The organism is Hydrogenophaga sp. UC242_50 (assembly GCF_042697355.1).
Classification (GTDB): domain Bacteria; phylum Pseudomonadota; class Gammaproteobacteria; order Burkholderiales; family Burkholderiaceae_C; genus Hydrogenophaga.
In genome coordinates, this window is the sequence record NZ_CP170553.1 from 2,913,072 (window position 1) to 2,936,361 (window position 23,290).

Below are 23,290 nucleotides of genomic sequence, written 5' to 3' on the forward strand. Positions count from 1 at the left end.
GATGAACACCGCCGTTCCCGAACTGCAGGCCGCGTCCCCGGCGGCCTTTCCCTTCACCGCCCTGGTGGGGCATGGCGACCTGCAGCGCGCGCTGCTGCTCGCCGCCATCGACCCCGGCATGGGCGGGGTGCTCATCAGCGGCCCGCGCGGCACGGCCAAGTCCACCTCGGCGCGCGCGCTGGCCGCGCTGCTGCCGCAGGCGCCCTTCGTCACGCTGCCGCTGGCCGCCAGCCTGGAACAGCTGGTGGGCACGCTCAACCTCGAAGACGTGCTGCGCGACGGCCAGGTGCGCCTGGCGCCCGGCCTGGTGGCGCGCGCGCACGGCGGCGTGCTGTACGTCGATGAAGTCAACCTGCTGCCCGATGCGCTGGTGGACGCGCTGCTCGACGTGGCCGCCAGCGGCGTGAACACCGTCGAGCGCGACGGCGTCTCGCGCCAGCACGCCGCGCAATTCGTGCTGGTGGGCACCATGAACCCGGAAGAGGGCGAGCTGCGCCCGCAACTGCTGGACCGCTTCGGCCTCTCGGTGTCGCTCACCAACCCGGACGATGCCGCGCAGCGCCAGGCCATCGTGCGCGCGCGCCTGGCCTTCGATGCCGACCCGCAGGCGCTGCTGGCGCGGCACGCCGAGGCACAGGCGGCACTCGTGGCGCGCCTGGCCAGCGCGCGCGCCGCCCTGAACGGGTTGCCGTGGACCGACGCCGTGGTGCAGCACGCCGCGAACCTCGCGCTGGCCGCCGGTGTCGACGGCATTCGCGCCGACCTCGTCATGCTGCGCGCCGCGCGCGCCCTGGCCGCGCTGGAGCAGCGCGATGCGGTCAGCGTGGACGACGTGGACGCCGTGGCCGAACTCGCACTGGCGCACCGCCGCTCGCCCGACAGCGCCGCCCCGCCGGCCCCTCGCGCATCCAGCCCGCCAGCGGGTGGGCAGGGTGCTGCTCCGTCGAACGGGAGCGCCCCCGAAGGCGACTGGGGCGCGTTGCCACCGCAGCCCGAGGCCATGGCGCGGGTGAAACACACGGGGGCCTGGCCCCCAAAAAAAGCATGAGCCACCCCGGCCCGCGCGCGCCCACGGCGCCCGACGGTCGGCGGTGGCCCACCCCGAACCTCTCCCCGAAACCGAGCTTGGCCCGGCACGCGGCGCGTCCTGCCGAAACGGTGGGCGCCGGCATTCACTGGTTGCGCACGCTGGTGCCAAGGGCCCGCAGCGCCTGGTGCCCGCGCACCTGCGCCACCAGACCGTGAGCCAGCGCGTGCCCCCGCTGCACCTGATCGCGCTCGACACCTCGGGCTCGATGCGCCGGGGCGGGCGGCTGGCCTGGGCCAAGGGTTTTGCCGCGCGCCTGATCGAGCAGGCCGCGCGCGCGGGCGATCACGTGGCGCTGCTGTGTTTCGGCGGCCAGGGCGTGCAGCTGCTGCTGCCACCCGGCCCGGCCCGTGCGGCCGGCAGCGCGCGCGTGCGGCCGGTGGGCGGGGGCGGCGGCACGCCGCTGTCGGCCTGCCTGCAGGAGGCCGATCGCCTGCTGCGCAAGGCCCAGCGGCAGCGCGGCGCGGCGGGCGGTGATTGCCTGTGGCTACTCACCGACGGCCGCACGCTCGAACAACCCACGGCCCCGCGCTCGGCGGGCCACATCGTCGTCGTGGATTTCGACGACCCCCTGCGGCCCCTGGGCCGGTGCGCGGCCTGGGCCGGGCGCTGGCACGCCGAACACCGCCTGCCGGCCTGACCACGCTGTCCACACCATGTCCCTGACACCCCTCACCGAAGTGATCGTCTGCACCACCTGCCGCCCACCCGGCGCCTCGCGCGACGAGCCCGCGGCCGGCGCGCTGCTGTTCGAGGCCGTGCTGGCCGCGCAAGGGCGCGACGCCGAACCCCTGGTGCGCGTGCGCGGCATGGCCTGCCTCAGCAGCTGCTCGCGCGCCTGCTCGGTGGCCTTTCAGGCGCCGGGCAAACACACCTACCTGTTCGGCGATCTGGTGCCCGATGCCGAGACGGCCGAGCACGTGCTCGTCTGCGCCGGCATGCACGCGGCCGCGAGCGACGGCAACCTGCTGCGCAACGAGCGGCCCGCGCGCCTGCGCAGCGGCATCCTCGCGCGCCTGCCGCCCAACCTCATGGTGTCCGACGCATGAGCCCTCGTTTCCTGCCGGAGCGCCGAAAGGCGCGGCGCCCCGGCTTCCTTGTTCGCACGCCTCAACCCTTCTTGAAATGGAGCACCACATGAATGGAACCAGCACCACGGCGCCCTCGGGCGTCACGTCCGCCGTGCGCAGCCTGCTGCTGCAACTGGCCGCCGCCGCCGCCCTCGGGCTGGTGGTTCTCTACGGCGTGGCGTTCGCCGAGAGCCCGGTCGCGCACAACGCGGCGCACGACGTGCGCCACGTGACGGTCAAACCCTGCCACTGAAGGAGCCGCCATCATGATTTTTCAAAGACTGATCTGGGCCAGCCTGGCTGTGGCTTTGGCCGTGGGCATCGTACAGACCGGTGTGCAGCAGCTCCAGGCCGTGCCCATCATCCTGGCCGCCGAGGTCTATGAAGACCAGAAGATCGAAGCGCCGGCCACCACCACCGAGGCCGCACCGGCCGGCCACGCCGGTCATGAGGGCCATGCCATGGCCGAGGAAGCCGAGGAATGGGCCCCGGCCGACGGCTTCGAGCGCACCGCCTGGACCTTCGCCGCCAACGTGCTGCACGCCTTCAGCATGGCGCTGCTGGTGTTCGCCGTGATGGGCGTGGCCCTGTGGCGCGGCACCACGCTGCGCGCGCTGCCGCTGGCCCTGGTGACCGCCGCCGCCGGCTGGCTGGTGTTCCACTTCTGGCCCTCGATCGGCCTGCACGCCGAGATCCCCGGCATGGACGCCGCCCGCCTGGGTTCGCGCCAGGGCTGGTGGATCCTGGCCGCCGTGAGCGCGGCACTGGCCTGTGCCTCCGTGGCGGGCCTCAAGAGCCCTCTGCGCTGGCTGCTGGCGGCTGCGCTGCTGGCCTTGCCCTACGTGGTCGGTGCGCCGCACATCACCGCCGACCCGCTGGCCGGTTTCCAGGGCGAAGCCCAGGCCGTGCTGCGCGACCTCGGCACCCAGTTCGTCTGGGCGACCACCTGGGTCTCGCTGACGTTCTGGCTCTGCATGGGCCTGGCCACCGGCCTGGCGTTCCAGCGCTGGGTGCAACCGATCCTGCGCGCCACCTTCGGCGAAGCCGGCAAGCTGCCGCAAGCGGCCTGACAGGGCGGTGGTCTGCCTGCCCGCGAGGACAGGCAGAATACCGCTCCCCTAAGTCGAAAGGACTATGAACATGACGACCATCACCGACACCGCCCCGCCGCAGGCCGCCAGCGCCGCGCAGCCCCTGCATTTCCACGCCAAACCCGCGCCCCAGCCCGCCACCGACGCCGGCACGGACGCCTGGCGCGTGGAAGACGTGCAGGCGCTGTTCGACCTGCCGTTCTCCGATCTGCTGCACCGCGCGCAGACCGTGCACCGCGAACACTTCGACCCCGCCGAGGTCGAGCTCGCGACGCTGCTGTCGGTGAAGACCGGCGGCTGTCCGGAAGACTGCGGTTACTGCCCGCAGTCGGTGCATTTCGACACCGGCCTCACCGCCGGCAAGCTCATGGGCTTGGACGCCGTGCGCGAGGCCGCGCAGCGCGCCAAGCAGGCCGGCGCCACGCGCTTCTGCATGGGCGCGGCCTGGCGCGCGCCGAAAGACCGCGACGTCGATGCCGTGGCCGAACTCGTGCGCACCGTCAAGGCCGAGGGCCTGGAGGCCTGTGCCACGCTGGGCATGCTGTCCGACGGCCATGCCGAGATCCTGCGCGACGCGGGCTTGGACTACTACAACCACAACCTCGACAGCGCGCCCGACTTCTACGGCGAGATCATCACCACGCGCGACTACCAGGACCGCCTGGACACGCTGGCGCGCGTGCGCGGCGCGGGCGTGAAGGTCTGCTGCGGCGGCATCGTGGGCATGGGCGAGTCGCGCCTGCAGCGCGCCGCGCTGGTGGCCCAGCTCGCCAACCTCGCGCCCGACTACCCCGAGTCGGTGCCGATCAACCACCTCGTGAAAGTGCAGGGCACGCCGCTGGCCGATCAGCCCGACCTGGACCCGCTGGAATTCGTACGCACCATCGCGGTGGCGCGCATCACCATGCCGCGCGCGCGGGTGCGCCTGTCGGCCGGGCGCCAGCAGATGAGCGAGGCGGTGCAGGCCCTGTGTTTCCTGGCCGGCGCCAACTCCATCTTCTACGGCGAGAAGCTGCTCACCACCGGCAACCCCGACGTGGCGGCCGACATGGGCCTGCTGGCCAAGCTGGGCCTGCGGCCGCGCCACGTGTCGGCCGACTGAAGCCACCGCGCATGCCCTCGCTCAACGAGACCTGGCGCCAACGCAGCCTCGCGGCGGTGTGGCACCCCTGCACCCAGATGAAGCTGCACGCGCCCGAGGGCGCGGCCTTGCCGCTGGTGCCGGTGGCGCGGGCCGAAGGGGTCTGGCTGCACGACCACGAGGGCCGGCGCTACCTGGACGCGATCAGCTCCTGGTGGGTCAACCTGTTCGGGCACAACCACCCGGCCATCCGCGCGGCGCTGGTGGATCAGTTGAATCGGCTGGACCATGTGATGCTGGCCGGCTTCACCCACGCGCCGGTGGTGGAGCTGTCCGAGCGCCTGTCCTCGGCCACCGGGCTGGGCCACGCCTTCTACGGCAGCGACGGCGCCAGCGCCACCGAGATCGCGCTCAAGATGAGCGCGCACCACTGGCGCAACGCGGGGCGGCCCGGCAAGAGCCGCTTCGTCGGGCTGGCGGGCGGTTACCACGGCGAGACCGTGGGCGCGCTGGCCGTGACCGACATCGCGCTCTTTCGCGAGGCCTATGCGCCGCTGGTGCGCCTGGCGGCCACGGTGCCCAGCCCCGATGCCCGCGCGGCGGCACCCGGCGAGTCCGCCGCCGAGGTGGCCGAGCGCGCCGCCAAGGCGCTGGCCGACTGGCTGGCCGAACACCATGAGGACACGGCGGCGCTGATCGTCGAGCCGCTGATCCAGTGCGCCGCCGGCATGGCGATGCACGATCCCCACTACCTGCGGCGCGCGCGCGAGCTGTGCGACCGCTACGAGGTGCACCTGGTGCTGGACGAGATCGCCGTCGGCTTCGGCCGCACCGGCACGCTGTTCGCGCACCAGCAGGCCGGCATCCGGGCCGACTTCCTGTGCCTCTCCAAAGGACTGACCGGGGGCACGCTGCCGCTGTCGGTGGTGCTCACCACCGACGAGGTCTACGCCGCCTTCTACGACGACCAGGTCGCGCGCGGTTTCCTGCACTCGCACAGCTACACCGGCAACCCGCTGGCCTGCCGCGCCGCGCTGGCCACGCTCGACCTGTTCGAACAGACCGACGCGCTGCGGCGCAACGTGACCACCGCCGAGCGGCTGGCCGCGCAGTTCGCGCCCCTCTCGGCGCACCCGCGCGTGCGCCACGCGCGCCGCCAGGGCATGGTCTTCGCGTGGGACGTGGCGCAGCAGCCTGCCCGACTTCGGCCGCCGCTACGCCCGCCACGCGCTGGACCGGGGGCTGGTGCTGCGGCCCATCGGCTCCACGCTGTACGCCATGCCGCCCTACGTGATCGACGAAGCCGAAGGCGACTGGCTGGCGCGGGGCGCGCTGGCCGCGTTGGAAGCCACGCTGGCGGAAGAGGCAACCGGCGCAAGCCTCGCTGGCATCGCGGAGGTGCGCGATGGCGTTTGACGGCTGCTTCGTCACCGGCACCGACACCGGCGTGGGCAAGACCCTGGTCAGCGCGGCCCTGCTGCACACGCTCGCGCGGCACCACCGCCGCGTGGTCGGCATGAAGCCGGTGGCGGCGGGCCTGATCGAGCACCAGGGGCAATGGGTCAGTGAAGACGTGCTGGCCTTGCGCGCGGCGTCCACGGTGGTGGTGCCAGCCGAACTCGACAACCCGGTGGCCCTGCCCGATGCCATCGCGCCCCACCTCGCGGCCGAGCGCGCGGGCCGCACCGTGACCGTGGCCGAACTGCTGGCCGCGCACCGCGCGCTGCGTGCGCAGGCCGACGTGGTGGTGGTCGAAGGCGCGGGCGGCTGGCGCGTGCCGGTCAACGACGACGAAACCCTGGCCGACCTCGCGCGCGCGATCGGCGCGCCGGTGGTGCTCGTGGTGGGCCTGCGCCTGGGCTGCCTGAACCACGCGCTGCTCACGGCCGAGGCGATCCGCGCCGACGGCCTCACGCTGGCAGGCTGGGTGCGCAACGCCATCGACCCCGACATGCCTTGCCGCGAAGAGAACATCGACACGCTGCGCCGCTGGCTGCCGGCACCGCTGCTGGGCCGCGTGCCCTGGCAGGCCGCCGCCCCGAAGGCCCATGACATTGCGCTGGAGCTGCCCCATGACCTGGTTGGATGAATTCGATGAGCGCCTGGCCGCGCTGGACGCGCAGTCGCTGCGCCGCCGCCGCCGCGAGGTGGTGCCGGCGCAGGGCGCGCGGTTGTGTGTCGACGGGGAGTCGCTGCTGGCCTTCTGCAGCAACGACTACCTCGGCCTGGCGCAGGACCCGCTGTTGCGCGAAGCGGTGCACGCCGCCGTGGACCGCTACGGCGTGGGGTCCGGCGCCTCGCCCATGGTCAGCGGCCACAGCGCGGCCAACGCGGCGCTGGAGCGCGAGCTCGCCCAGGCCGTGGGCCTGCCGCGCGCGCTCTATTTCTACGCGGGCTACGCCACCAACGCCAGCATCGTGCCGGCCCTGGTGGGCGAGGGCGATGCGCTGTTCTCCGACGCGCTGAACCACGCCTGCCTGATCGACGGCGCGCGCCTCTCGCGCGCCACGGTGCACCGCTACCCCCATGCCGACCTGGCGCGGCTCGACGCGCTGCTGGCGGCCAGCCCGGCGCGGCGCAAGCTGGTGATCAGCGACGCGGTGTTCAGCATGGACGGCGACGTCGCCGACATCGCGGCGCTGCACGCGCTGTGCGAACGGCACGACGCCTTGCTGCTGCTGGACGACGCGCACGGCTTCGGCGTGCTCGGGCCGCAGGGGCGCGGCGCCCTGGCCGCCGCCGGCCTGACCGGCCCGCAGGCCTCGCCGCGCGTGCTCTACACCGCCGACGCTGGGCAAGGCCCTGGGCGTGGCCGGCGCCTTCGTGGCCGGCCCCGATCGCCTGGTGGAGTGGCTGCTGCAGAAAACCCGCAGCTACACCTACGCCACGGCCGCGCCCGCGCTGCTGGCCGAGGCGGTGCGCGCCGGCCTGCGCTGCGTGCTCGGCCCCGATGGCGACCGCCGCCGGCGGCATCTGCAGGCGCGCATCGCGCAACTGCGCGAAGGCCTGGCACCGGGGTCCGATGCCGCGCTCGACGCGGCCGGCTGGACCCTGATGCCCTCGGCCACCGCGATCCAGCCGCTGGTGATCGGCGACAACGCCGCCGCGCTGGCCGTGATGGCCGTGCTGCGCGAACAAGGGCTGTGGGTGCCCGCGATCCGCCCGCCCACCGTGCCGGCGGGCACCGCGAGGTTGCGCATCGCGCTCTCGGCCGCGCACCAGCCGGCGGACATTGACGCGCTGCTGCGCGCCCTGCGGATCGCCGCCGCCACCACGGTGGCGCTGCCGGCATGAGCTTCCCGATGGACCTCCCTCCTTGTCTGGCCCCGGCGTCCATTCTGGTGGCCCTGCTGGTGGACCGTTGCTGGGGCGAGCCGCCCGCGCGCTGGCACCCGGTGGTGGGGATGGGGCGCTACCTCGGGGCGCTGGGCCCGCGCATCGCGCCGGCCTGGGGCGCGCCCGCCGGCACGGTGCGGCCATTCGTGCTCGGGGCCTTGGCCTGGATGGCCGGAGCGCTGCTGGTGGTCGCCATCGCCTTCGCGCTGATGCGGTTGGTGAGCGGTGGGCCGGTGTGGTTGCAAGTCCTCGTCACGGGTCTGCTGCTCAAGCCCCTGCTGGCGTGGCGCATGCTGCGTCAGGAAGTGGTCGCGGTCGAGGCGGCGCTGGGCGAGTCCCTGGTGGCCGGGCGCGAGCGCCTGGGCTGGCTGGTGAGCCGCGACGTGGCCGCGCTGGACGAGGCGCAGGTGCGCGAGAGCGCCATCGAATCGCTGGCTGAAAACCTCAACGACTCGGTGGTGGCGCCGCTGTTCTGGTTCGCCATCGCCGGCCTGCCGGGCGCGGCGCTCTACCGCTTCGCCAACACCGCCGACGCCATGTGGGGCTACCGGGGTGAGCGCCAGGGCCGCGACTGGACCTGGGCCGGCAAATGGGCGGCGCGCGCCGACGACGTGCTCTCGTGGTTGCCCGCGCGCCTCACCGGGGTCCTGCTGGGCTTTCTGGGCGCTTTCCGGGGCTGGCGCGCGCTGCCGGCGCAGGCGCGACGCACACCGTCGCCCAACAGCGGCTGGCCCATGGCCGCGATGGCGCTCGCGCTGAATGTGCGCCTGGGCAAACCGGGTGTCTATGCGTTGAACGCCGAGGGTCGCAGCCCTGAGGCCACCGATACCCGCGCGGGCCCTGCAACTGGCGGGCGGGGTGGTACAAGCCTTGGCGGGCGGGGCCGTGTTGTGGGCCGCGTTCGCCTGGGGGAACACCGCATGACGCACGCACAGTCGACTTTCCACGGAGGCCCCGACGCGCTGGGCGTGCCGACCTGGGACTTCTCCACCAACGCCAACGCCTGCGGGCCCTGTCCTCCCGCGCAGGCCAAGGTGCTGCGGGCCGATGCGCGGCACTACCCCGACCCGGCCTACACCGCCTTGCGCGCATCGCTCGCGGCCTTCCACGCGGTGGCGGTCGAGCGCATCGTGATCGCCGGCAGCGCCAGCGAATTCATCGGCCGCATCACCGCCTGGGCGGCGCGCGAAGGCGGCCGGCGCGTCTGGCTGCCCGCGCTGGCCTACGGCGATTACGCCCGCGCGGCCAGTGCCTGGCGGCTGGAGCGCACGCCGGACCCGGCCCAGGCCGATCTGGCCTGGCTGTGCGAGCCGGCCAGCCCGCTGGGCCAGGCCGAGCCCCGGGCGCGCGCCGTGGCCGCGTCGGGCGCTGCCACGGTCGTGCTGGACCGCGCCTACGAACCCCTGCGCCTGAGCGGGCAGGGCAGCCTCGACCCGGAGGTCCTGGACCGGGTCTGGCAGCTCTGGACCCCCAACAAGGCGCTGGGCCTCACGGGCGTGCGCGGCAGCTACGCCATCGCCCCGGTGGGCGGGGAAAGCAGGGCGCGCGCGCTCGATCGGCTCGCGCCTTCGTGGCCGCTCGGCGCGCACGCCGTGGCCCTGCTCGAGGCCTGGACATCGCCCGACGCGCAGGCCTGGGTGGCGCAGACCCGGCCCACGCTGGCCCGTTGGACGGGCGACCTGCGGGCCTTGCTGGCCGGCCTGGGGTGGGCCGTGCAAGCCAGCGACGCACCTTATTTCTGTGCCACGCCACCGCAGGCACTGGACGCACCGGCCCTGCGCTCGCAAGGCATCAAGCTGCGCGACGCCAGCTCGTTCGGCCTGCCCGGCCAATGGCGCCTGAGTGCCCAGCCACCCGAGGCGCAGGCGGCCTTGCGCGCGGCCCTGGCGGCGCAAGAGGAGCGCGTGGCATGACGGCGCGTTGCGTGATGGTGCTGGGCACGACCAGCGGCGCGGGTAAGAGCTGGCTCACCACGGCGCTGTGCCGGCACTACGCGCGTATGGGGCTCAAGGTCGCTCCGTTCAAGGCGCAGAACATGAGCAACAACGCCCGGGTGGTTGAAGGCGGGGAGATCGGTTCAGCGCAGTACTTCCAGTCGCTCGCCGCGCGCGCCGAGCCCGAGGTGCGCATGAACCCGCTGCTGCTCAAGCCCGAAGCCGACACGCGCAGCCAGGTGGTGCTGATGGGGCAGGTGAACGAAGCCCTGTCCGGCATGCCCTGGCGCGGGCGCAGCCTGCACGTGTGGCCGCAGATCGCCGCCGCGCTCGATGAGCTGCGCGAGGAGAACGACGTGGTGGTGATCGAAGGCGCGGGCTCGCCGGCCGAGATCAACCTGCACGCCAGCGACATCGTGAACATGCGCGTGGCCCTGCACGCGCAGGCGCGCTGCCTGCTCGTGACCGACATCGACCGGGGCGGCGCCTTCGCCCACCTCTACGGCACCTGGGCCTTGCTGCCGCCCGAGGAGCGCGCGCTCATCCACGGCTTCGTGCTCAACAAGTTCCGCGGCGACGCCAGCCTGCTCGCTCCCGCGCCGCAACAGCTGCAGGAGCTCACCGGCGTGCCCACGGTGGCGGTGCTGCCCATGTGGTGGCAGCACGGCCTGCCGGAGGAAGACGGTGTGTTCGACGACCGCACGCGCGCCTCGGGCGCCGTGAGCCGGACCGTGGCGGTGATCGCCTACCCGCGCATCAGCAACCTCGACGAATTCCAGCCGCTCAAGAACGTGCCCGGCGTGCGGCTGGTGTGGGCGCGCGCGCCGGCCGATTGCGCCGGGGCCGACTGGATCGTGCTGCCGGGCAGCAAGGCCACCGCATCCGATCTCGCGTGGCTGCGGTCGCAGGGGCTGGACCGCGCCATTGCCGCGCATGCCGCGCAGGGCGGGGCGGTGCTGGGCGTGTGCGGCGGTTTGCAGATGCTGGGCGAGGCGCTGATCGACACGCACGGCATCGACGGCAACGCACCCGGCCTGGGCCTGCTGCCGCTGGTGACGCAGTTCGAGCCGCAGAAGACCGTGCGCCACACCCGGACCCGCTTCGGCCGCCTCACCGGCGCGTGGGCCGCGCTCTCGGGCGTGGACGCGGCGGGTTACGAGATCCACCACGGCCAGACGCTGCCGCACGCGGCCATGGCCGCCGCCGGCGACCTGGCGCGCGAAGCGCTGCCCGCTGGCCTGGGCTGGCAGAACGCGCAGGGCAACGTGCTCGGCGTCTACCTGCACGGCCTGTTCGAAGACCCGCGCGTGCTGCACGCGCTGTTTGGCGCCACCGCGCCCACGCTGGAGACCGTGTTCGACGGCCTAGCCGATTTCCTTGCCACCCACATCGAGCCTCGCGTGCTCGACCAACTCATCGGGAACTGACATGAACCCCCTCACCGACATCACCCAACCCGACCTCGCCCTAGCGCTGCAGCGCGCGCTGGACAACAAGACCAAGCCCATGGGCTCGCTGGGCCGCCTCGAAGCCCTGGCGCAGCGCATCGGCCTGATCCTCGGCACCGAGCGGCCCGAGCTGCGCGCGCCGCAGATGCTGGTGTGCGCGGCCGACCACGGCCTGGCCGCGCGCGGCGTCTCGGCTTTTCCGAGCGACGTGACCTGGCAGATGGTGGAGAACTTCCTGGCCGGTGGCGCGGCGGTGAGCGTGCTCGCGCGCCAGCACGGCATCGGCCTGAACGTGGTGGACTGCGGCGTGCGGCACGACTTCGCGGCGCGCGAGGGTCTGTTCATCCGCAAGGTCGCGCCCGGCACGGCCGACGCGCTCGAAGGCCCGGCCATGAGCGCGGCCCAATGCGCGCAAGCCATCGAGAACGGGCGCGAGGTGCTGCGCGGCCTGCCGGGCAACGCGCTGCTGCTCGGCGAGATGGGCATCGGCAACACCTCGGCGGCGTCGATGCTGCTCGCGCGCCTGGCCAGGCTGGACGTGGCCGACGTCACCGGCGCGGGCACCGGCCTGGACGCGGCGGCGGTGCAGCGCAAGATCGGCATCCTGCGCGAGGTGCTGGCGCGCCATGCCGAGGCCACCGCGCCGCTGGACGCGCTGGCCGCCTTCGGCGGTTTCGAGATCGCCACGCTCACCGGCGCGGTGCTGCAGGCGGCCGAAGAACGGCGCGTGATCCTGGTCGACGGTTTCATCGCCACCGCCGCCGTGCTGGTGGCCGCGCACCTGCAGCCGAACGTGCTGCAGCGCTGCGTGTTCGCGCACTGCTCGGGCGAGCGCGGCCACGCGCTGATGCTCGCGCACCTCAAGGCCGTGCCGCTGCTCGACCTGGGCCTGCGCCTGGGCGAAGGCTCGGGCGCCGCGCTGGCCTGGCCGCTGCTCGTGAGCGCCTGCGCGCTGCTGCGCGAGATGGCCAGCTTCGAATCGGCCGGCGTCTCGCGCCAGGACGAAACCACGCCCGCGCGCCATTGACATGACCGCTTTCGCGCGCCACTTCCTGCTCGCCTTGCAGTTCTTCACCCGCATCCCGGTCACGGGGCGGCTGGCCGCCTGGGTGGGCTTCAGCCCGGCCATGTTGCGCGCCAGCGCGGCGCATTTCCCCGGCGTGGGCTGGGTGGTGGGCGGGCTCACGGCGGGGGTGCTCTGGGGCCTGCTCGCGCTGCTGCCGCCGGTGCCTGCCGCGCTGTGGGTGGCGGTGGTGCTCAGCACCGTGTTCAGCGTGATGCTCACCGGCGCCTTCCACGAGGACGGCCTGGCGGACCTGGCCGACGGCCTGGGCGGCAGCGCGCAGCGCGAACGCGCGCTGGAGATCATGAAAGACTCGCGCATCGGCAGCTACGGCGCCATCGCGCTGGTGCTGGTGCTGCTCACCAAGGTGGCGCTGCTCGCGCTGCTGGCCCAAGGCAGCGGCTGGCTGGCGGTGGTGGCGCTGTTCGCGGCGCACGTCACCTCGCGCACCATGCCCTTGCTGGTCATCCGAACGCTGCCGCACGTGGGGGACACGCCGCAGTCCAAGAGCAAGCCGCTGGCCGAGAGCCTGTCCAACGCCGGCCTGTTCGCCGGCCTGCTCTGGTGGGCGCTGGCGATGGCGCTGGCGGGGTGGCTGCTGCCGGGCGCGCCCTGGGGGCCTGCCGGTGCTGGGGGCCTTGGTCGGCCTGGCCTGGATGTGGCGCCTGCTGCAGCGCCGCCTGCAGGGGTTCACCGGCGACGGCCTGGGCGCCACGCAGCAGGTGTGCGAGCTGCTGTTCTACCTGGGGCTGGCTTTGGCGCTGCCGGTGCTCGCATGAAGCTCTGGCTGCTGCGGCACGCCCCGGTGATGCTGGGCCCGGGCTTGTGCTACGGGTCGAGCGACGTGCCGGCCCATGCCGCGCTCACGCGCGAAGCGGCCATGGCGGTCTCGCCCCTGCTGCCGCCGGGCACGCCGGTGTGGGTGTCGGGCCTGTTGCGCGCGCAACAGCTCGCGGCCGCGCTGCAGGCCGAGCGCAGCGACCTGGGCGCCGCGCGCATCGACACACGGCTCAACGAAATGGACTTCGGTGTCTGGGAGCTGCAGCGCTGGGACGCCGTGCCACCCGAGGCCTTCGACGCCTGGATGGCCGACTTCGCGCACCACCGCTTCGGCGGTGTCGAGAGCACGCAGATGCTGCTCTACCGCGTGGCCGCCGCGCTGGGCGAACTGCGACCCGCCACCAGCACCGACGTGCTCTGGATCACGCACGCCGGCGTGATCCGCGCGGTGCGGCACATCCTCGACAGTGGCGGTGTGCACATCCGCGAAGCGGCCGAGTGGCCCAAGGACGCGCCCGAGCCGGGCGGGTGGGTGACGGTCGAGCTCTGAGCGTCCCCGTGTGCCGTTCTCGGTGTTTGAATGTGTTGCGTCCTTCTGACGCCGCAGCCCCGTCTGCAGAGACTCCCACGACGCATGCCCATTCACGCGTTGCTGCAGGTTGATGTTTTTTGGCGTCGAGTTTCTGGTTTGAAGGAACGGGTTGCGCATTCCGCGAGAGATACGACTGCGCTGTGGATGTCAATCCAGTGAAGTCCGACCTTGGATGAATCGTTGAGGGTGGCCGAGCATGCGTCGCCATCTCAACGAGAACATTCAGGAGGACTGCCATGACCCCATCGACCCCCCGGCGTGGGCTGACGATCCGAAGCGCGGCGATTCCCGAGGTGAACGGTGTTCCCTTGCTGGAGCCCCTGAAGCTCGAAGGCGAGGAGGGCCTCAACACGCTGTTCGAGTACCGGCTGGTGCTGCAGAGCGCGGAAGGCGGTGGTGGGAATCATCTCGACCTCAACCGCTTCATCGGCCGAGAGCTGACCTGCTGCCTCGAACTCGAAGGCCAGGGCAGCTTCGTGCCCGGGGTGCCCGGGGGCGCCGGGGCCAACCAGGGCGCGGGGGTGCGGGAGATCTCGGGCCTGATCACCGAAGCCCGGTACATCGGCGAGTCCGGGCGCCACGCCTTGGTGGAGTTCACCCTTCGGCCCTGGCTGCACCTGGCCACGCTGAGCACCGACTGCAAGGTCTTCCAGGACCAGAGCCCGGTGGAGATCATCGAGGCGGTGCTGGGGGAGTACCCGTTCGCGGCGGACAAGCGCCTGATCGAGCGCTACCCCCGGCGCGACTACACGGTGCAGTACAACGAGAGCGACTACGAATTCGTCAGCCGCCTGATGCAGGAATGGGGCATCAACCACCACTTCGAGCACAGTGGCGGGGTGCACCGGCTGATCTGGAGCGACCACAACGGCGCGTTCCAGGCGGTGCAGCCCGGGCTGGAGCCCGGAGCCAGTGCGCCACCTGCCGCCCCTGCGCAGCGTTCACGACCACGAGGGCACCACCACCTTGCCCGGGCCACGGGCCTTCGTGTACGCCCAGGGCTGGTACACCGAGCAGGACCGTCAGCCCCACGCGGGGAGGCCTCATCGCCATGCGCGCCAGGTGCAGGGCGACTATTACAAGGTGGGCCTCTCGCTCATGGTGGACATGGCCGAGCGGCACACCACCACGCAGTACCCGGACAAGCTCAAAACCGACATGCAGGCGCACACCCCCGAGGTGGCCCAGGTGCAGCAACAGCTGCGCGCTTTCACCAAAGACAACGCCTTTGTGCCGTGCAAGCCGGCGCAGCAGAGCTGGGGGCTGGAGGCGAACCTGGGTACCGAGCAGGCCAGGGCCTTCCGGCGCCGGTATCTACACCTCTCGTTCAGCGACCGCATCGGCATGGCGCCTCGCTACACCAACGGCAACGAACTGGAGCGCCGCCATGTCTTCGGTTGATCCCTCGCCCGTTCTCTCGCTCGCCCTCACTCGCCGACGCTGGCTGACCCAGGCCGGCGCGCTCGGCGTGGGCCTGACCACCGGCTCCGCTCAAGCCCAATTCTTCAAAGTGCTCTTCATGCGAAACGCTACCCCCGAGACCGCCACCATGAAATGGGATATCTCGTTTTGCCGCTATGGCATTGACATCGCTCCCAGGGAGAGTGGAACCATCAGGACGCTATGGAACGACAACTGGATGAAGGATGCGGAGGGGCAGTTGGTGGCGAGTTCTACAGCGGTTTTGGCGCGGCCTGGGGGGCTGGGGGTACCGGCATGGGGGGCACCAACTCTGAGGGCGCACGCCTGCCCAAGACCCTGCGGCTCAAGTACTACGACTACCTGGATGACCGCTTCTATCAGCTGGATGCCGAGCTGCCGTTGCGCCGCCTGTTCGATTTGTTCGTCCAGGCACCTCAGATCATCGACAAAGACGTCACCTATGGCAAGGTCCGGCCGCGCTACGACGACGTGCGCATTGGCATCGCCCCAGACGGCCATGTGATGCTCTGGGCCGCTGGCCTGGGCAGTCAGGTGGAGCTAGCGCAGTACCGGGCCGTGGTGTTGCCGGACATGACCCGTCAGAGCTACAACAACAGCTTGCCGGGCGGCACTTTCACACTGGCCGAAGACCGCTGGATCGGCCTGGGCCGCATGAGCGCGAAAACGCACGAGCGCGTGAAGGCCGGCTGGCGGCCCGATGCCATGTGGTACATGCGGCACATCCGCGTGAAGTTCCCGTGGCGGCACGTGATGACGGGCAATGTGTCGCGCGTGACCGAGCTGGAGAGTTACCAGGGCAATGCCGAGGCCGAGACGGTGGGCCAATGGGAGATCGCCACCTACACCCAGATCAACCGTATGCGCGGCATTCCTGACACGGCCAAGTTCTGGTTTCACGATCTGCAGGGCAAGCGGCACCATTTGTGGTTGAGCTTCTCCCTGCGCGAGCGGGCGGTGAGCGAATCCGACCTGAGCGAAGTGCGAGCGGCGTTCGACGAGCTGTTCCCGAAGCGCACGCTGGAGGACAACGACTACCTGCCGGGCGAAGCCGACATGGCGCGGGTGGAGGTGCACGTGAGTGACGATTTCCGGCGGTTCACGGCAACCCTGGTCAAGGGCGACGTGCGCCTGCCGCTGCCGGTGGGCAAGACGCAGCACTTCGAGTTGGAGCCGTTCACCCACTGGCCGGGCAACAAGACCGAGGAGATTACGCCCGAGGAGCGGCGCCTGTTCCAGTACGGGCCGCAGGTGTGAATGGTGGGCTTCCCGCTTACAACCCCAGCCAGCCCAGCAGCTCGCGCAGCTTCTTCTCGGCGCTGGTGTCGAAGGCCTGGATGCCCACGCTCTTGAGCACGGCCTGGCCGGCCTCGGAGTCGGGCAGGGCGCGCAGGGCCTTCTGCATGGCATCGATCTGGGCCGGGGTGAACTCGCGGTCCACGATCAGCGGAAAGTAGGGCTGCGACACGCTGGTGTGCAGCACGCGGTGGCCCGTCTTGTCCAGCGACTTGGCCACGCCCGAGTACGAGGCCACGCCGCCCACGTCGGCGAACTTGTTGGTGAGGTAGAACGGCACCGCGCCCTGTTCGCGCACGCGCTGCACGTTCTCCTTGGCGATGTCGATACCCGCGTCGCGCAGGGCCGAGGCGCAGAACTTGGCCATGTAGGCCGCCGGCTCGGGCAGCACCAAGCGCTTGCCCTTGATGTCCGCCACCGTCTTGTAGGCCGACTCCTTGGGCACGACGATCAGGCACTGCCCATCGGGCTTGGCCGAGGCCACGTACTGGTAGCCGTAGTCGCGCATGCCACGCGCCGGGAAATCGCTCGGGCGCGCCATCGCCAGGGCGAAGCGCCGCTCCTTCATGCCTTCCTCGAGCGAGGAGAACTCGCGGATGAACACCACGTTCACCTTCTGGTTGATGCTCTTGCCGATGACATCGGCCAGGCCCTGGTACTTGGCGATCACGCGCGCGTGGTCGGTGCCGCCGGACGTGCCTTCGCTGATGGCCAGGATCAGGTCTTTGGCATGGGCCGCTGTGCCCACGCAAAACGACAGGGCCAGCGCGGTGCGCACAAACAATGCTTTCATTCTGATATTCCCCCGGATGGAAGGTTGCCATCCTAGATGCACCAAAGGCGTGCGTCCCGGTGCGGCGACGAACGTGGCTTTCCAAGCGCCTGGAGGTGGCGCCCGGGGCGGCTCAGAGCGACGTGGTTTTGTCCTTGAAATCGCAACAGGCGATCACCGCGCAGCGCGGGCACAGCGGCTTGCGCGCCTGGCACACGTAGCGCCCGTGAAGGATCAGCCAGTGGTGCGAGTCCACCGCGTAGGCGGGCGGCACGCGCTTCATCAGCTGCAGTTCCACCGCCAGCGGCGTCTTGCCCGGCGCCAGGCCGGTGCGGTTGCTCACGCGGAAGATGTGCGTGTCCACCGCCATGGTGGGTTCGCCGAAGGCCACGTTGAGCACCACGTTGGCCGTCTTGCGGCCCACGCCGGGCAGGGCCTCGAGCGCCTCGCGCGTGCCGGGCACCTCGCCGCCGTGCTGTTCCACCAGCATGCGGCAGGTTTGCATCAGGTGTTTGGCCTTGCTGCGGTACAGGCCGATGGTCTTGATGTAGCCCTCCAGCCCTTCCAGCCCCAGGTCGAGGATGGCCTGCGGCGTGTTCGCCACCGGAAACAGCTTGCGCGTGGCCTTGTTGACGCCCACGTCGGTCGCCTGCGCCGAGAGCAGCACGGCGGCGAGCAGCTCGAACACGCTGGTGTACTCCAGCTCGGTCTGCGGGGTGGGGTTGGCGGCCTGGAGCGTGGCGAAAAAAGCTTCGATCTGGGTGGGCGTCATGGGCTGGGATTCTCGCTCAGCTCAGCCGCGCTCGGCCTCGGCGCGCAGCCAGTTCGCGAAGTCCAGCGCGTCGGGGTTGTCGTGCGCGTGCTCCGCCACTTCCACGTAATACCCCCGGCGCGTGGCCGCGCCGCCGCTGCGGAAGGGCGCGACCAGTTGCTTCTTGTCCAGCAGCGACTGCAGCAGCGGCAACCGGCCGATCACCACCCCTTGGCCGGCCACGGCGGCGGCCACCGCGTCGGCGTACTGGGTGAAGTGCATGGCGTTCTTCATGCGCATGTCCTGCAGGCCCATCACCTGGAACCAGGGGTCCCAGTCCGAGGTGATGGCGTGGCCGGCGGGTCTTTCCACGGTCAGCAGCGTGTGGTGGGCCAGGTCGGCGGGCTGGCGCAGCGGCGCGCCCGGCTGGCGCAGCAGGGCCGGCGCGCACAGGGGCTGCACCACTTCTTCGAACAGCGCCCGCCCGCGGCCAGCGCTGGACGGCACGAAGCGCACCGCCACATCCAGCCGATGGCGCTCCAGGTCCATCATGTCCATCGTGGCGGAGATGCGCACGTCCACCAGGGGATGGTCGGCGGCGAAGCGGGCCAGGCGGGGAATCAGCCAGAGCGAAGCGAAACCCTGTGTGCAGGTCATGGCGACCTGGCGCAGGCGCGGGCCGGGGCGCACGCGCGCCGAGGCGTCGCGCAGCCGCTCCAGCGCATCGCGCGTGGCCCGTTGCATCACCTCGCCGGCTTCGGTCAAGACCAGCGCGCGGTGCCGCCGCTCGAACAGCGGCGTGCCCAGGCTGTCTTCCAGCAGCTGGATCTGCCGGCTCACGGCCGACTGCGTGAGGTTGAGCTCCTGCGCGGCCAGCGTGAAGCTCAGCGTGCGCGCCGCCGCGTCGAAGCAGGGCAGCAGGTCCAGCCGCAGCATCTGCGAGCGCGGCAGCGGGAGCAGTTCGGCGCCGGTTTTCACATTCTTGAATGGCATGCGAAGCATTCGAAATGAACGTTTGTCCAGTATAGGACGGCTCCGTACAGTCATGCACATCCCTGATGCGAAAGGAGTGTTCCATGACAACCGACACCTTGACCGTGGACCTGAACATGCCCCACCGGGCCGTGAAGGCCATCCCCTCGGGCGCCTTGCGCCTGGTCTGCCGCGAAGGCAGCGTCTGGATCACGCTGGACCACGACCAGCAGGACGTGATCCTCAACGCGGGCGAGCATTTCGTCGCCCAACCGCACCACCGCGTGATCGCCTACGCCCTGCAGACCGCCGTGCTGCGGCTGGAGCCGCTGCCCTGCGCGCGGCGCGCCACCGCCTCGCGCTGGAACTGGCTGCCCCGGCGCCGCGCGCGCGGTCTGCGCAACCGCCTGAGGGCGCCCCACGCCGGTGCGCGAGAATGGAGGCCGTTGTCCATCACGACCTCACGGAAACCGCCACCATGCCCTTCACCATCCCCTTCGCCGACCGCCTCAACAACGTCGAAACCTCCGCCATCCGCGAACTCTTCAAGCTGCTGGGCAAGCCCGGCATCATCAGTTTTGCCGGCGGCTTTCCCGACAGCGCGATGTTCGACGTGGACGGGATCCGTGAAGCGGTGAACGCCGCGCTGACCGAAGAGGCCGGAGGCGCGCTGCAATACGGCGCCACCGAGGGCTACCAGCCCCTGCGCGAACAGCTGGCCGCCTTCATGGCCAGCAAGGGCGCGAAGGACGTGGGCGCGAACGACCTCATCGTCACCACCGGCAGCCAGCAGGGCCTGGACCTGCTGGGCAAGACCCTGGTCTCGCCCGGTGACAAGGTCATCGTCGAAGGCCCGACCTTCCTCGCCACCATCCAGTGTTTCCGCCTCTACGGCGCCGAGCTCATCAGCGCGCCGGTGGACGGCGACGGCGTGAAGACCGACGAGCTGGAAAAGCTCATCGCCGAACACAAGCCCAAGTTCGTCTACCTCATCCCCACCTTCGGCAACCCCAGCGGCGGCCTGCTCAGCCTGGAGCGGCGCAAGCGGGTGCTGGAGATGGCGGTGAAGCACGACACGCTGATCGTCGAAGACGATCCATACGGCGACCTCTACTTCGGCGCGGCCCCGCCGCCCAGCCTGCTCGCGCTCAGCCCCAGCGTGCCCGGCAGCCGCGAGCGCCTGGTGCACTGCGGATCCTTGAGCAAGGTGCTCAGCCCCGGTCTGCGCGTGGGCTGGATGGTGGGCCCGGCCGAGCTGCTGGCCAAGGCCACCATGTGCAAGCAGTTCAGCGACGCCCACACCAGCACCTTCGCCCAGGCCACCGCCGCGCAGTACCTCAAGGCCGGCCGCATGCCCGCTACGCTGGACAAGGTGCGCAAGGTCTACGCCGAGCGCGCCACCACCATGGGCAACGCCCTGCGCCGCGAGCTGGGCGACGCGATCGACTTCGTGCAACCCCAGGGCGGCCTGTTCGTCTGGGCCAGCCTCACGGGTGCTGGTGGCAAGGTGAAGGACGGCGGTGAGCTGGCCAAGCGCGCGATCGAAAAAGGCGTGGCCTTCGTGCCTGGCGCGCCGTTCTTCGCGCGCAACCCCGACCACGCGACGCTGCGCCTGTCCTTCGCCACCGTGGGGCTGGAGAAGATCGAGGAAGGGATCGGGCGCCTGGGCCAGGCGGTCTGAGCGGCGTCGTCAGCCAGAGCGCTTCTTGGTGCGGCTCTCGGCCTTGCGGGATTCCAGCCGCTCCGCCTCGGCCACGGCCAGCACTTCTTCCAGTGCCGTGATGGCCAAGGCCATTTCCTGGCGAAAGAGCGGCGCTGCTTGCCTGGCGTTGTGCAGCACGTGCCTGGCGCGCTCCGGGTCGATCTCGCTGCCGTAGCGCCTGCGGCCCACGTGGCGAAAGCCGCGCAGATCATCCAGCAGTTGCTGCAGCGCTTCGCTGATCAAGGCATCGCGTGTCCCGGTGGCGGCCGCGGCGGTCTTGATCAACCTGGCGTGGTAGGCCGGGTCTTGCGCCATGGGCGGGTCCGTCCGCTTGAGGATCGCTTCCAGAATGGTCTCCATGCCGGTATAGACGCTGTTGACCGTGGCGCCGGCCAGCTTGCCGTAAGCCCAGTCCCCTGCGGCGGGGTTCTGAGCTTCCCAGCGCCCGAACTCCTCCAGCTCTTTGTCGAGCTTGGCCATCTCGGCCTCGAAGTCTCTTCTATGCATTCAGGCTGTCCTGTATGCGGGCAAAGGCGTCGGGTCCGATGGTCTCTTCGGCCACGACATCCACCGGGATGGTGAGGCGCTCGGCCAGCGTTTCGGAGACCGCGCGCATGGCCCCCAGCGGCCCGGGGTCGGTGATCAGCAGATCGATGTCGGAGTGGGGCGTGGTCTGGCCTGTTTTCATCGAGCCGAAGAGCCGGACCGTCACGCCTTTTTTCTTCATGGCCGCGATGATTGCGCGCGCCTCTTGCCGACCCAGGCGCAGACGCGCTTCGGCCTGCCGCTGTGTGCCGGCATCAGGTTGGTGGAGCGAGAGCCTGGGGTGGGCCCGCGTCTGCACGTGCATTGGGGGTTCAGGTGCCCTTGGTTTGGCGGGCCTGCCCCGGGGCAGCCTCGGGTCGGCCACATCCGAGGGGATGAGCCACAGGGTCAGCGGCCCCAGGCTGTGCTGGGCGGCGCCCGGGATTCGACCGGTGCGGCACAACTGCCGCACCCGTTCCGCGCTGATCCCATAGGCCTTGGCGTATTCCGCAGGCGAAAGCAGGGAGACGGGCGCACCCGATCCCCCGGAAGAAGGCCGGGCAGAGCGTCGAGCGGAGTGAACGGGAACCATGGCGCATTCTACAAAAAACGTAGACCCCCACAATATTTAATGAACCGCCGCTTGCCCTTCAGATGGACAGGACTTGGGCTTTCATATACTGTACGGAGATACAGTATTTTGAAGCTGCCCATTTTCCCCGCGCATCCATCCCGCCATGCTGCCCGCCGTTTTCTGGCAGGAGGACGATCCGTCCCCGGCCCCCACACCCGTTCGCCCGGTGCCGCCGCCCGCTGGTGGCCTGTCGGCGGCCGTGGCCGCGGCGCTGTGGCGGGGTGACCAGCTCGGCGCGCCGGTCTCGGCGGTGTGGCCCAGCGGCTTCGCCGCGCTGGACGCGCAGTTGCCTGGCGGTGGCTGGCCCGGCCACGGGCTGACCGAAATCCTCACCCCGCACAGCGGCACGCTGGAATGGCGCCTGCTCGGGCCGGCGCTGCGCCAAGTCTGTGCCGCCGGGCAGGCGGTGGTGGTGATCGGCCCGCCGCTGTCGCCGCACCTGCCCGGCCTGCGCTTCGAAGGCCTCGACGAGCGCCAGCTGGTCTGGGTGCAGGCCGACACGGCGGCCGAGCGCCTGTGGTCGGCCGAGCAGCTCATCAAGGCCCAGGCCGGCGGCGCGATCGTCGCCTGGCTGCCGCGGGCGAGGGCAGCGCAGATCCGCCGGCTGCAGGTGCTCGCCACCGGCTTCGAGTCGCCGGTGTTCGTGTGCCGGCCCATGCACGCCCTGGGCGAGTCGTCGGCCGCGCCGCTGCGCGTGCAGGCCTGCGTGGGGGTGGACTGGGAGCTGCAGTTGCGCATCGCCAAGCGCAAGGGCCCGCCGCTGGAGGCCACCCTGCACCTGCCCTCGGTGCCGGGTGGCCTGGCCACCATCCTCCCACCCCGGCTGCGTGAGCCCAGCCGGTGGATGCCCCGAACCGAAGAGAACGAGCATGTTGTGGTCCGCCCTGCTGCCCAGCCCGAGCGCCGGCACAGCCCCGCCCACTGAGGCCGCGCCGCAGCGCGCGCTGGCGACCTGGGCCTTGCAGTTCACGCCCCGCGTAGCCCTGGCCGACGAAGCCGTGCTCATGGAGGTGGCGGCCAGCGCGCGCCTGTTCGGTGGCCGCCGTGCCTTGCGCGAGCGCGTGTGGGGCGAAGCCCGCGAACTCGGCGTGGCGCAGCTGGCCTGGGCGCCCAACGGCCTGGCCGCGCTCGCGCTGGCGCGCGCCGGCATCGAGAACGGTTTCCAACGCCCGCTGGCCGCGCTGCTCGACACCCTGCCCATGGACACGCTGAGCGCCGTGCGGCCGCACCGGCTCACGCTCGAACACATCGGCTGCCGCACGCTGGGCGACGTGCGCGCGCTGCCGCGCAGCGGCCTGGGCCGCCGCTTCGACCAGCTCCTGTTGCAGGCGCTCGACCAGGCCTACGGGACCGCGCCCGAGGCGCACGACTGGGTGGCGCTGCCCGAGCATTTTGAAGAGCGGCTCGAACTCATGGCCCGCGTGGAGCAGGCGCCGGCCCTGCTGTTCGGCGCGCGGCGCCTGCTGCGCGTGCTCAGCGGCTGGCTGGCCGCGCGGCGCGCGGGCGTCACCGCCTTCACGCTGCGCTGGGCACACGACGCGATGCGCGCGCGCGCGGCGGGCGAGGGCGGCGAGATCACCATCCGCACCGCCGAGCCCACGCGCGACATCGAACACCTCTGCCGCCTGCTGGGTGAGCACCTGGCGCGCGTGAAACTGCTCGCGCCCGTGGGCGACCTGGTGATGGTGCGCAACCGAGGTGCGGCCGCTGCATGAC

The 23,290-nt window shown here is 71.3% G+C and carries 22 protein-coding genes and 3 pseudogenes; 20 read left to right on the plus strand and 5 right to left on the minus strand.

From position 1 onward, the window contains the following. Position 1: 1 nt before the first annotated feature. From ACFJGX_RS14980 to ACFJGX_RS15055, 16 genes and pseudogenes are all read left to right on the plus strand, one after another. Positions 2–1,048: an ATP-binding protein gene (locus tag ACFJGX_RS14980; RefSeq protein WP_382325637.1), complete on the plus strand. Its 1,047-nt coding sequence runs from the start codon at positions 2–4 to the stop codon at positions 1,046–1,048. 166 nt (positions 1,049–1,214) lie between these two features. Continuing rightward, a complete protein-coding gene (locus tag ACFJGX_RS14985) occupies positions 1,215–1,727 on the plus strand; it encodes a VWA domain-containing protein (protein ID WP_382326474.1) in 513 nt (170 codons plus the stop codon). A gap of 16 nt (positions 1,728–1,743) precedes the next feature. Continuing rightward, the gene (locus ACFJGX_RS14990) at positions 1,744–2,136 is read left to right on the plus strand and encodes a DUF1636 domain-containing protein (RefSeq protein WP_382325452.1); all 393 of its coding nucleotides are present in this window, start codon (positions 1,744–1,746) and stop codon (positions 2,134–2,136) included. 88 nt (positions 2,137–2,224) lie between these two features. Next, entirely contained in the window at positions 2,225–2,410 is a 186-nt protein-coding gene (locus ACFJGX_RS14995) for a CbtB domain-containing protein (protein ID WP_382157056.1), read from the plus strand. 13 nt (positions 2,411–2,423) lie between these two features. Beyond that, positions 2,424–3,227, plus strand: a complete 804-nt coding sequence (locus ACFJGX_RS15000; RefSeq protein WP_382325450.1) for a CbtA family protein — start codon at positions 2,424–2,426, stop codon at positions 3,225–3,227. A 70-nt stretch (positions 3,228–3,297) separates the two neighbouring features. Then, a complete protein-coding gene (bioB, locus tag ACFJGX_RS15005; RefSeq protein ID WP_382325448.1) occupies positions 3,298–4,350 on the plus strand; it encodes a biotin synthase BioB in 1,053 nt (350 codons plus the stop codon). An 11-nt stretch (positions 4,351–4,361) separates the two neighbouring features. Continuing rightward, a pseudogene (gene bioA / locus ACFJGX_RS15010) lies at positions 4,362–5,745 on the plus strand (adenosylmethionine--8-amino-7-oxononanoate transaminase). Next, positions 5,735–6,418 carry a dethiobiotin synthase gene (gene bioD / locus ACFJGX_RS15015; RefSeq protein ID WP_382325446.1) on the plus strand — a complete coding sequence of 228 codons (684 nt, stop codon included), beginning with the start codon at positions 5,735–5,737 and terminating at the stop codon, positions 6,416–6,418. Before bioA ends, bioD begins: the two are co-directional and overlap by 11 nt. Beyond that, positions 6,402–7,623 (plus strand): annotated as a pseudogene (locus ACFJGX_RS15020) (aminotransferase class I/II-fold pyridoxal phosphate-dependent enzyme). Before bioD ends, ACFJGX_RS15020 begins: the two are co-directional and overlap by 17 nt. An 8-nt stretch (positions 7,624–7,631) precedes the next feature. Then, complete coding sequence (cbiB, locus tag ACFJGX_RS15025; RefSeq protein ID WP_382326476.1) at positions 7,632–9,578, plus strand: adenosylcobinamide-phosphate synthase CbiB; 1,947 nt, start codon at positions 7,632–7,634, stop codon at positions 9,576–9,578. Continuing rightward, positions 9,575–11,026, plus strand: coding sequence for a cobyric acid synthase (locus ACFJGX_RS15030; RefSeq protein ID WP_382325440.1), 1,452 nt, complete (start codon positions 9,575–9,577; stop codon positions 11,024–11,026). The genes cbiB and ACFJGX_RS15030 overlap by 4 nt, the downstream gene beginning before the upstream one ends. A gap of 1 nt (position 11,027) precedes the next feature. Further along, positions 11,028–12,074, plus strand: a complete 1,047-nt coding sequence (cobT, locus tag ACFJGX_RS15035) for a nicotinate-nucleotide--dimethylbenzimidazole phosphoribosyltransferase (protein WP_382325438.1) — start codon at positions 11,028–11,030, stop codon at positions 12,072–12,074. Between the two features lies 1 nt (position 12,075). Further along, positions 12,076–12,889: pseudogene (locus ACFJGX_RS15040) on the plus strand (adenosylcobinamide-GDP ribazoletransferase). A gap of 29 nt (positions 12,890–12,918) precedes the next feature. Then, positions 12,919–13,440, plus strand: coding sequence for a histidine phosphatase family protein (locus ACFJGX_RS15045; protein ID WP_382328716.1), 522 nt, complete (start codon positions 12,919–12,921; stop codon positions 13,438–13,440). Between the two features lie 278 nt (positions 13,441–13,718). Continuing rightward, the gene (locus tag ACFJGX_RS15050; protein WP_382325432.1) at positions 13,719–14,930 is read left to right on the plus strand and encodes a contractile injection system protein, VgrG/Pvc8 family; all 1,212 of its coding nucleotides are present in this window, start codon (positions 13,719–13,721) and stop codon (positions 14,928–14,930) included. A 175-nt stretch (positions 14,931–15,105) separates the two neighbouring features. Continuing rightward, positions 15,106–16,179 (plus strand): DUF2931 family protein, encoded by a 1,074-nt coding sequence (locus tag ACFJGX_RS15055; protein WP_382326478.1) that lies wholly within the window; start codon positions 15,106–15,108, stop codon positions 16,177–16,179. A 16-nt stretch (positions 16,180–16,195) separates the two neighbouring features. Here ACFJGX_RS15055 and ACFJGX_RS15060 read toward each other — a convergent pair whose 3' ends face one another. From ACFJGX_RS15060 to ACFJGX_RS15070, 3 genes are all read right to left on the minus strand, one after another. Then, on the minus strand, positions 16,196–17,011 hold the full coding sequence (locus ACFJGX_RS15060) for a phosphate/phosphite/phosphonate ABC transporter substrate-binding protein (RefSeq protein ID WP_382325426.1): 816 nt from the start codon (positions 17,009–17,011) through the stop codon (positions 16,196–16,198). A 112-nt stretch (positions 17,012–17,123) separates the two neighbouring features. After that, positions 17,124–17,762, minus strand: coding sequence for an endonuclease III (gene nth, locus ACFJGX_RS15065; protein ID WP_382157082.1), 639 nt, complete (start codon positions 17,760–17,762; stop codon positions 17,124–17,126). 21 nt (positions 17,763–17,783) lie between these two features. Continuing rightward, the gene (locus ACFJGX_RS15070; RefSeq protein ID WP_382157084.1) at positions 17,784–18,734 is read right to left on the minus strand and encodes a LysR substrate-binding domain-containing protein; all 951 of its coding nucleotides are present in this window, start codon (positions 18,732–18,734) and stop codon (positions 17,784–17,786) included. A 116-nt stretch (positions 18,735–18,850) separates the two neighbouring features. On the opposite strand from ACFJGX_RS15070, the gene ACFJGX_RS15075 reads away from it, so the two are divergent. After that, positions 18,851–19,351 (plus strand): DUF2917 domain-containing protein, encoded by a 501-nt coding sequence (locus ACFJGX_RS15075; protein WP_382328718.1) that lies wholly within the window; start codon positions 18,851–18,853, stop codon positions 19,349–19,351. After that, positions 19,264–20,394 carry a PLP-dependent aminotransferase family protein gene (locus ACFJGX_RS15080; RefSeq protein ID WP_382328720.1) on the plus strand — a complete coding sequence of 377 codons (1,131 nt, stop codon included), beginning with the start codon at positions 19,264–19,266 and terminating at the stop codon, positions 20,392–20,394. Before ACFJGX_RS15075 ends, ACFJGX_RS15080 begins: the two co-directional genes overlap by 88 nt. Positions 20,395–20,403: 9 nt before the next feature. Here the strand turns inward: ACFJGX_RS15080 and ACFJGX_RS15085 are convergent, their stop codons facing one another. Beyond that, entirely contained in the window at positions 20,404–20,895 is a 492-nt protein-coding gene (locus ACFJGX_RS15085) for a hypothetical protein (protein ID WP_382325423.1), read from the minus strand. Between the two features lie 19 nt (positions 20,896–20,914). Continuing rightward, entirely contained in the window at positions 20,915–21,265 is a 351-nt protein-coding gene (locus tag ACFJGX_RS15090; RefSeq protein WP_382157089.1) for a nucleotidyltransferase domain-containing protein, read from the minus strand. A 412-nt stretch (positions 21,266–21,677) separates the two neighbouring features. On the opposite strand from ACFJGX_RS15090, the gene imuA reads away from it, so the two are divergent. Both imuA and ACFJGX_RS15100 read left to right on the plus strand, forming a co-directional pair. Next, entirely contained in the window at positions 21,678–22,499 is an 822-nt protein-coding gene (imuA, locus tag ACFJGX_RS15095) for a translesion DNA synthesis-associated protein ImuA (protein WP_382325421.1), read from the plus strand. Continuing rightward, positions 22,444–23,289, plus strand: a complete 846-nt coding sequence (locus ACFJGX_RS15100; protein ID WP_382326480.1) for a Y-family DNA polymerase — start codon at positions 22,444–22,446, stop codon at positions 23,287–23,289. The genes imuA and ACFJGX_RS15100 overlap by 56 nt, the downstream gene beginning before the upstream one ends. The last annotated feature ends 1 nt before the right edge of the window (position 23,290 follow it).

Coding starts and splice junctions, on each gene's coding strand:
- bioB (WP_382325448.1), top strand. CDS start 3,298: ATGACGACCATCACCGACACCGCCCCGCCGCAGGCCGCCAGCGCCGCG.
- ACFJGX_RS15030 (WP_382325440.1), top strand. CDS start 9,575: ATGACGGCGCGTTGCGTGATGGTGCTGGGCACGACCAGCGGCGCGGGT.
- ACFJGX_RS15045 (WP_382328716.1), top strand. CDS start 12,919: ATGCTGGGCCCGGGCTTGTGCTACGGGTCGAGCGACGTGCCGGCCCAT.
- ACFJGX_RS15100 (WP_382326480.1), top strand. CDS start 22,444: ATGTTGTGGTCCGCCCTGCTGCCCAGCCCGAGCGCCGGCACAGCCCCG.
- ACFJGX_RS14995 (WP_382157056.1), top strand. CDS start 2,225: ATGAATGGAACCAGCACCACGGCGCCCTCGGGCGTCACGTCCGCCGTG.
- ACFJGX_RS15090 (WP_382157089.1), bottom strand. CDS start 21,265: ATGCACGTGCAGACGCGGGCCCACCCCAGGCTCTCGCTCCACCAACCT.
- cobT (WP_382325438.1), top strand. CDS start 11,028: ATGAACCCCCTCACCGACATCACCCAACCCGACCTCGCCCTAGCGCTG.
- ACFJGX_RS15055 (WP_382326478.1), top strand. CDS start 15,106: ATGGAACGACAACTGGATGAAGGATGCGGAGGGGCAGTTGGTGGCGAG.
- ACFJGX_RS14990 (WP_382325452.1), top strand. CDS start 1,744: ATGTCCCTGACACCCCTCACCGAAGTGATCGTCTGCACCACCTGCCGC.
- ACFJGX_RS15050 (WP_382325432.1), top strand. CDS start 13,719: ATGACCCCATCGACCCCCCGGCGTGGGCTGACGATCCGAAGCGCGGCG.
- nth (WP_382157082.1), bottom strand. CDS start 17,762: ATGACGCCCACCCAGATCGAAGCTTTTTTCGCCACGCTCCAGGCCGCC.
- cbiB (WP_382326476.1), top strand. CDS start 7,632: ATGGACCTCCCTCCTTGTCTGGCCCCGGCGTCCATTCTGGTGGCCCTG.
- ACFJGX_RS15085 (WP_382325423.1), bottom strand. CDS start 20,895: ATGGCCAAGCTCGACAAAGAGCTGGAGGAGTTCGGGCGCTGGGAAGCT.
- ACFJGX_RS15070 (WP_382157084.1), bottom strand. CDS start 18,734: ATGCCATTCAAGAATGTGAAAACCGGCGCCGAACTGCTCCCGCTGCCG.
- ACFJGX_RS15000 (WP_382325450.1), top strand. CDS start 2,424: ATGATTTTTCAAAGACTGATCTGGGCCAGCCTGGCTGTGGCTTTGGCC.
- imuA (WP_382325421.1), top strand. CDS start 21,678: ATGCTGCCCGCCGTTTTCTGGCAGGAGGACGATCCGTCCCCGGCCCCC.
- ACFJGX_RS14980 (WP_382325637.1), top strand. CDS start 2: ATGAACACCGCCGTTCCCGAACTGCAGGCCGCGTCCCCGGCGGCCTTT.
- bioD (WP_382325446.1), top strand. CDS start 5,735: ATGGCGTTTGACGGCTGCTTCGTCACCGGCACCGACACCGGCGTGGGC.
- ACFJGX_RS15060 (WP_382325426.1), bottom strand. CDS start 17,011: ATGAAAGCATTGTTTGTGCGCACCGCGCTGGCCCTGTCGTTTTGCGTG.
- ACFJGX_RS15075 (WP_382328718.1), top strand. CDS start 18,851: ATGCCCCACCGGGCCGTGAAGGCCATCCCCTCGGGCGCCTTGCGCCTG.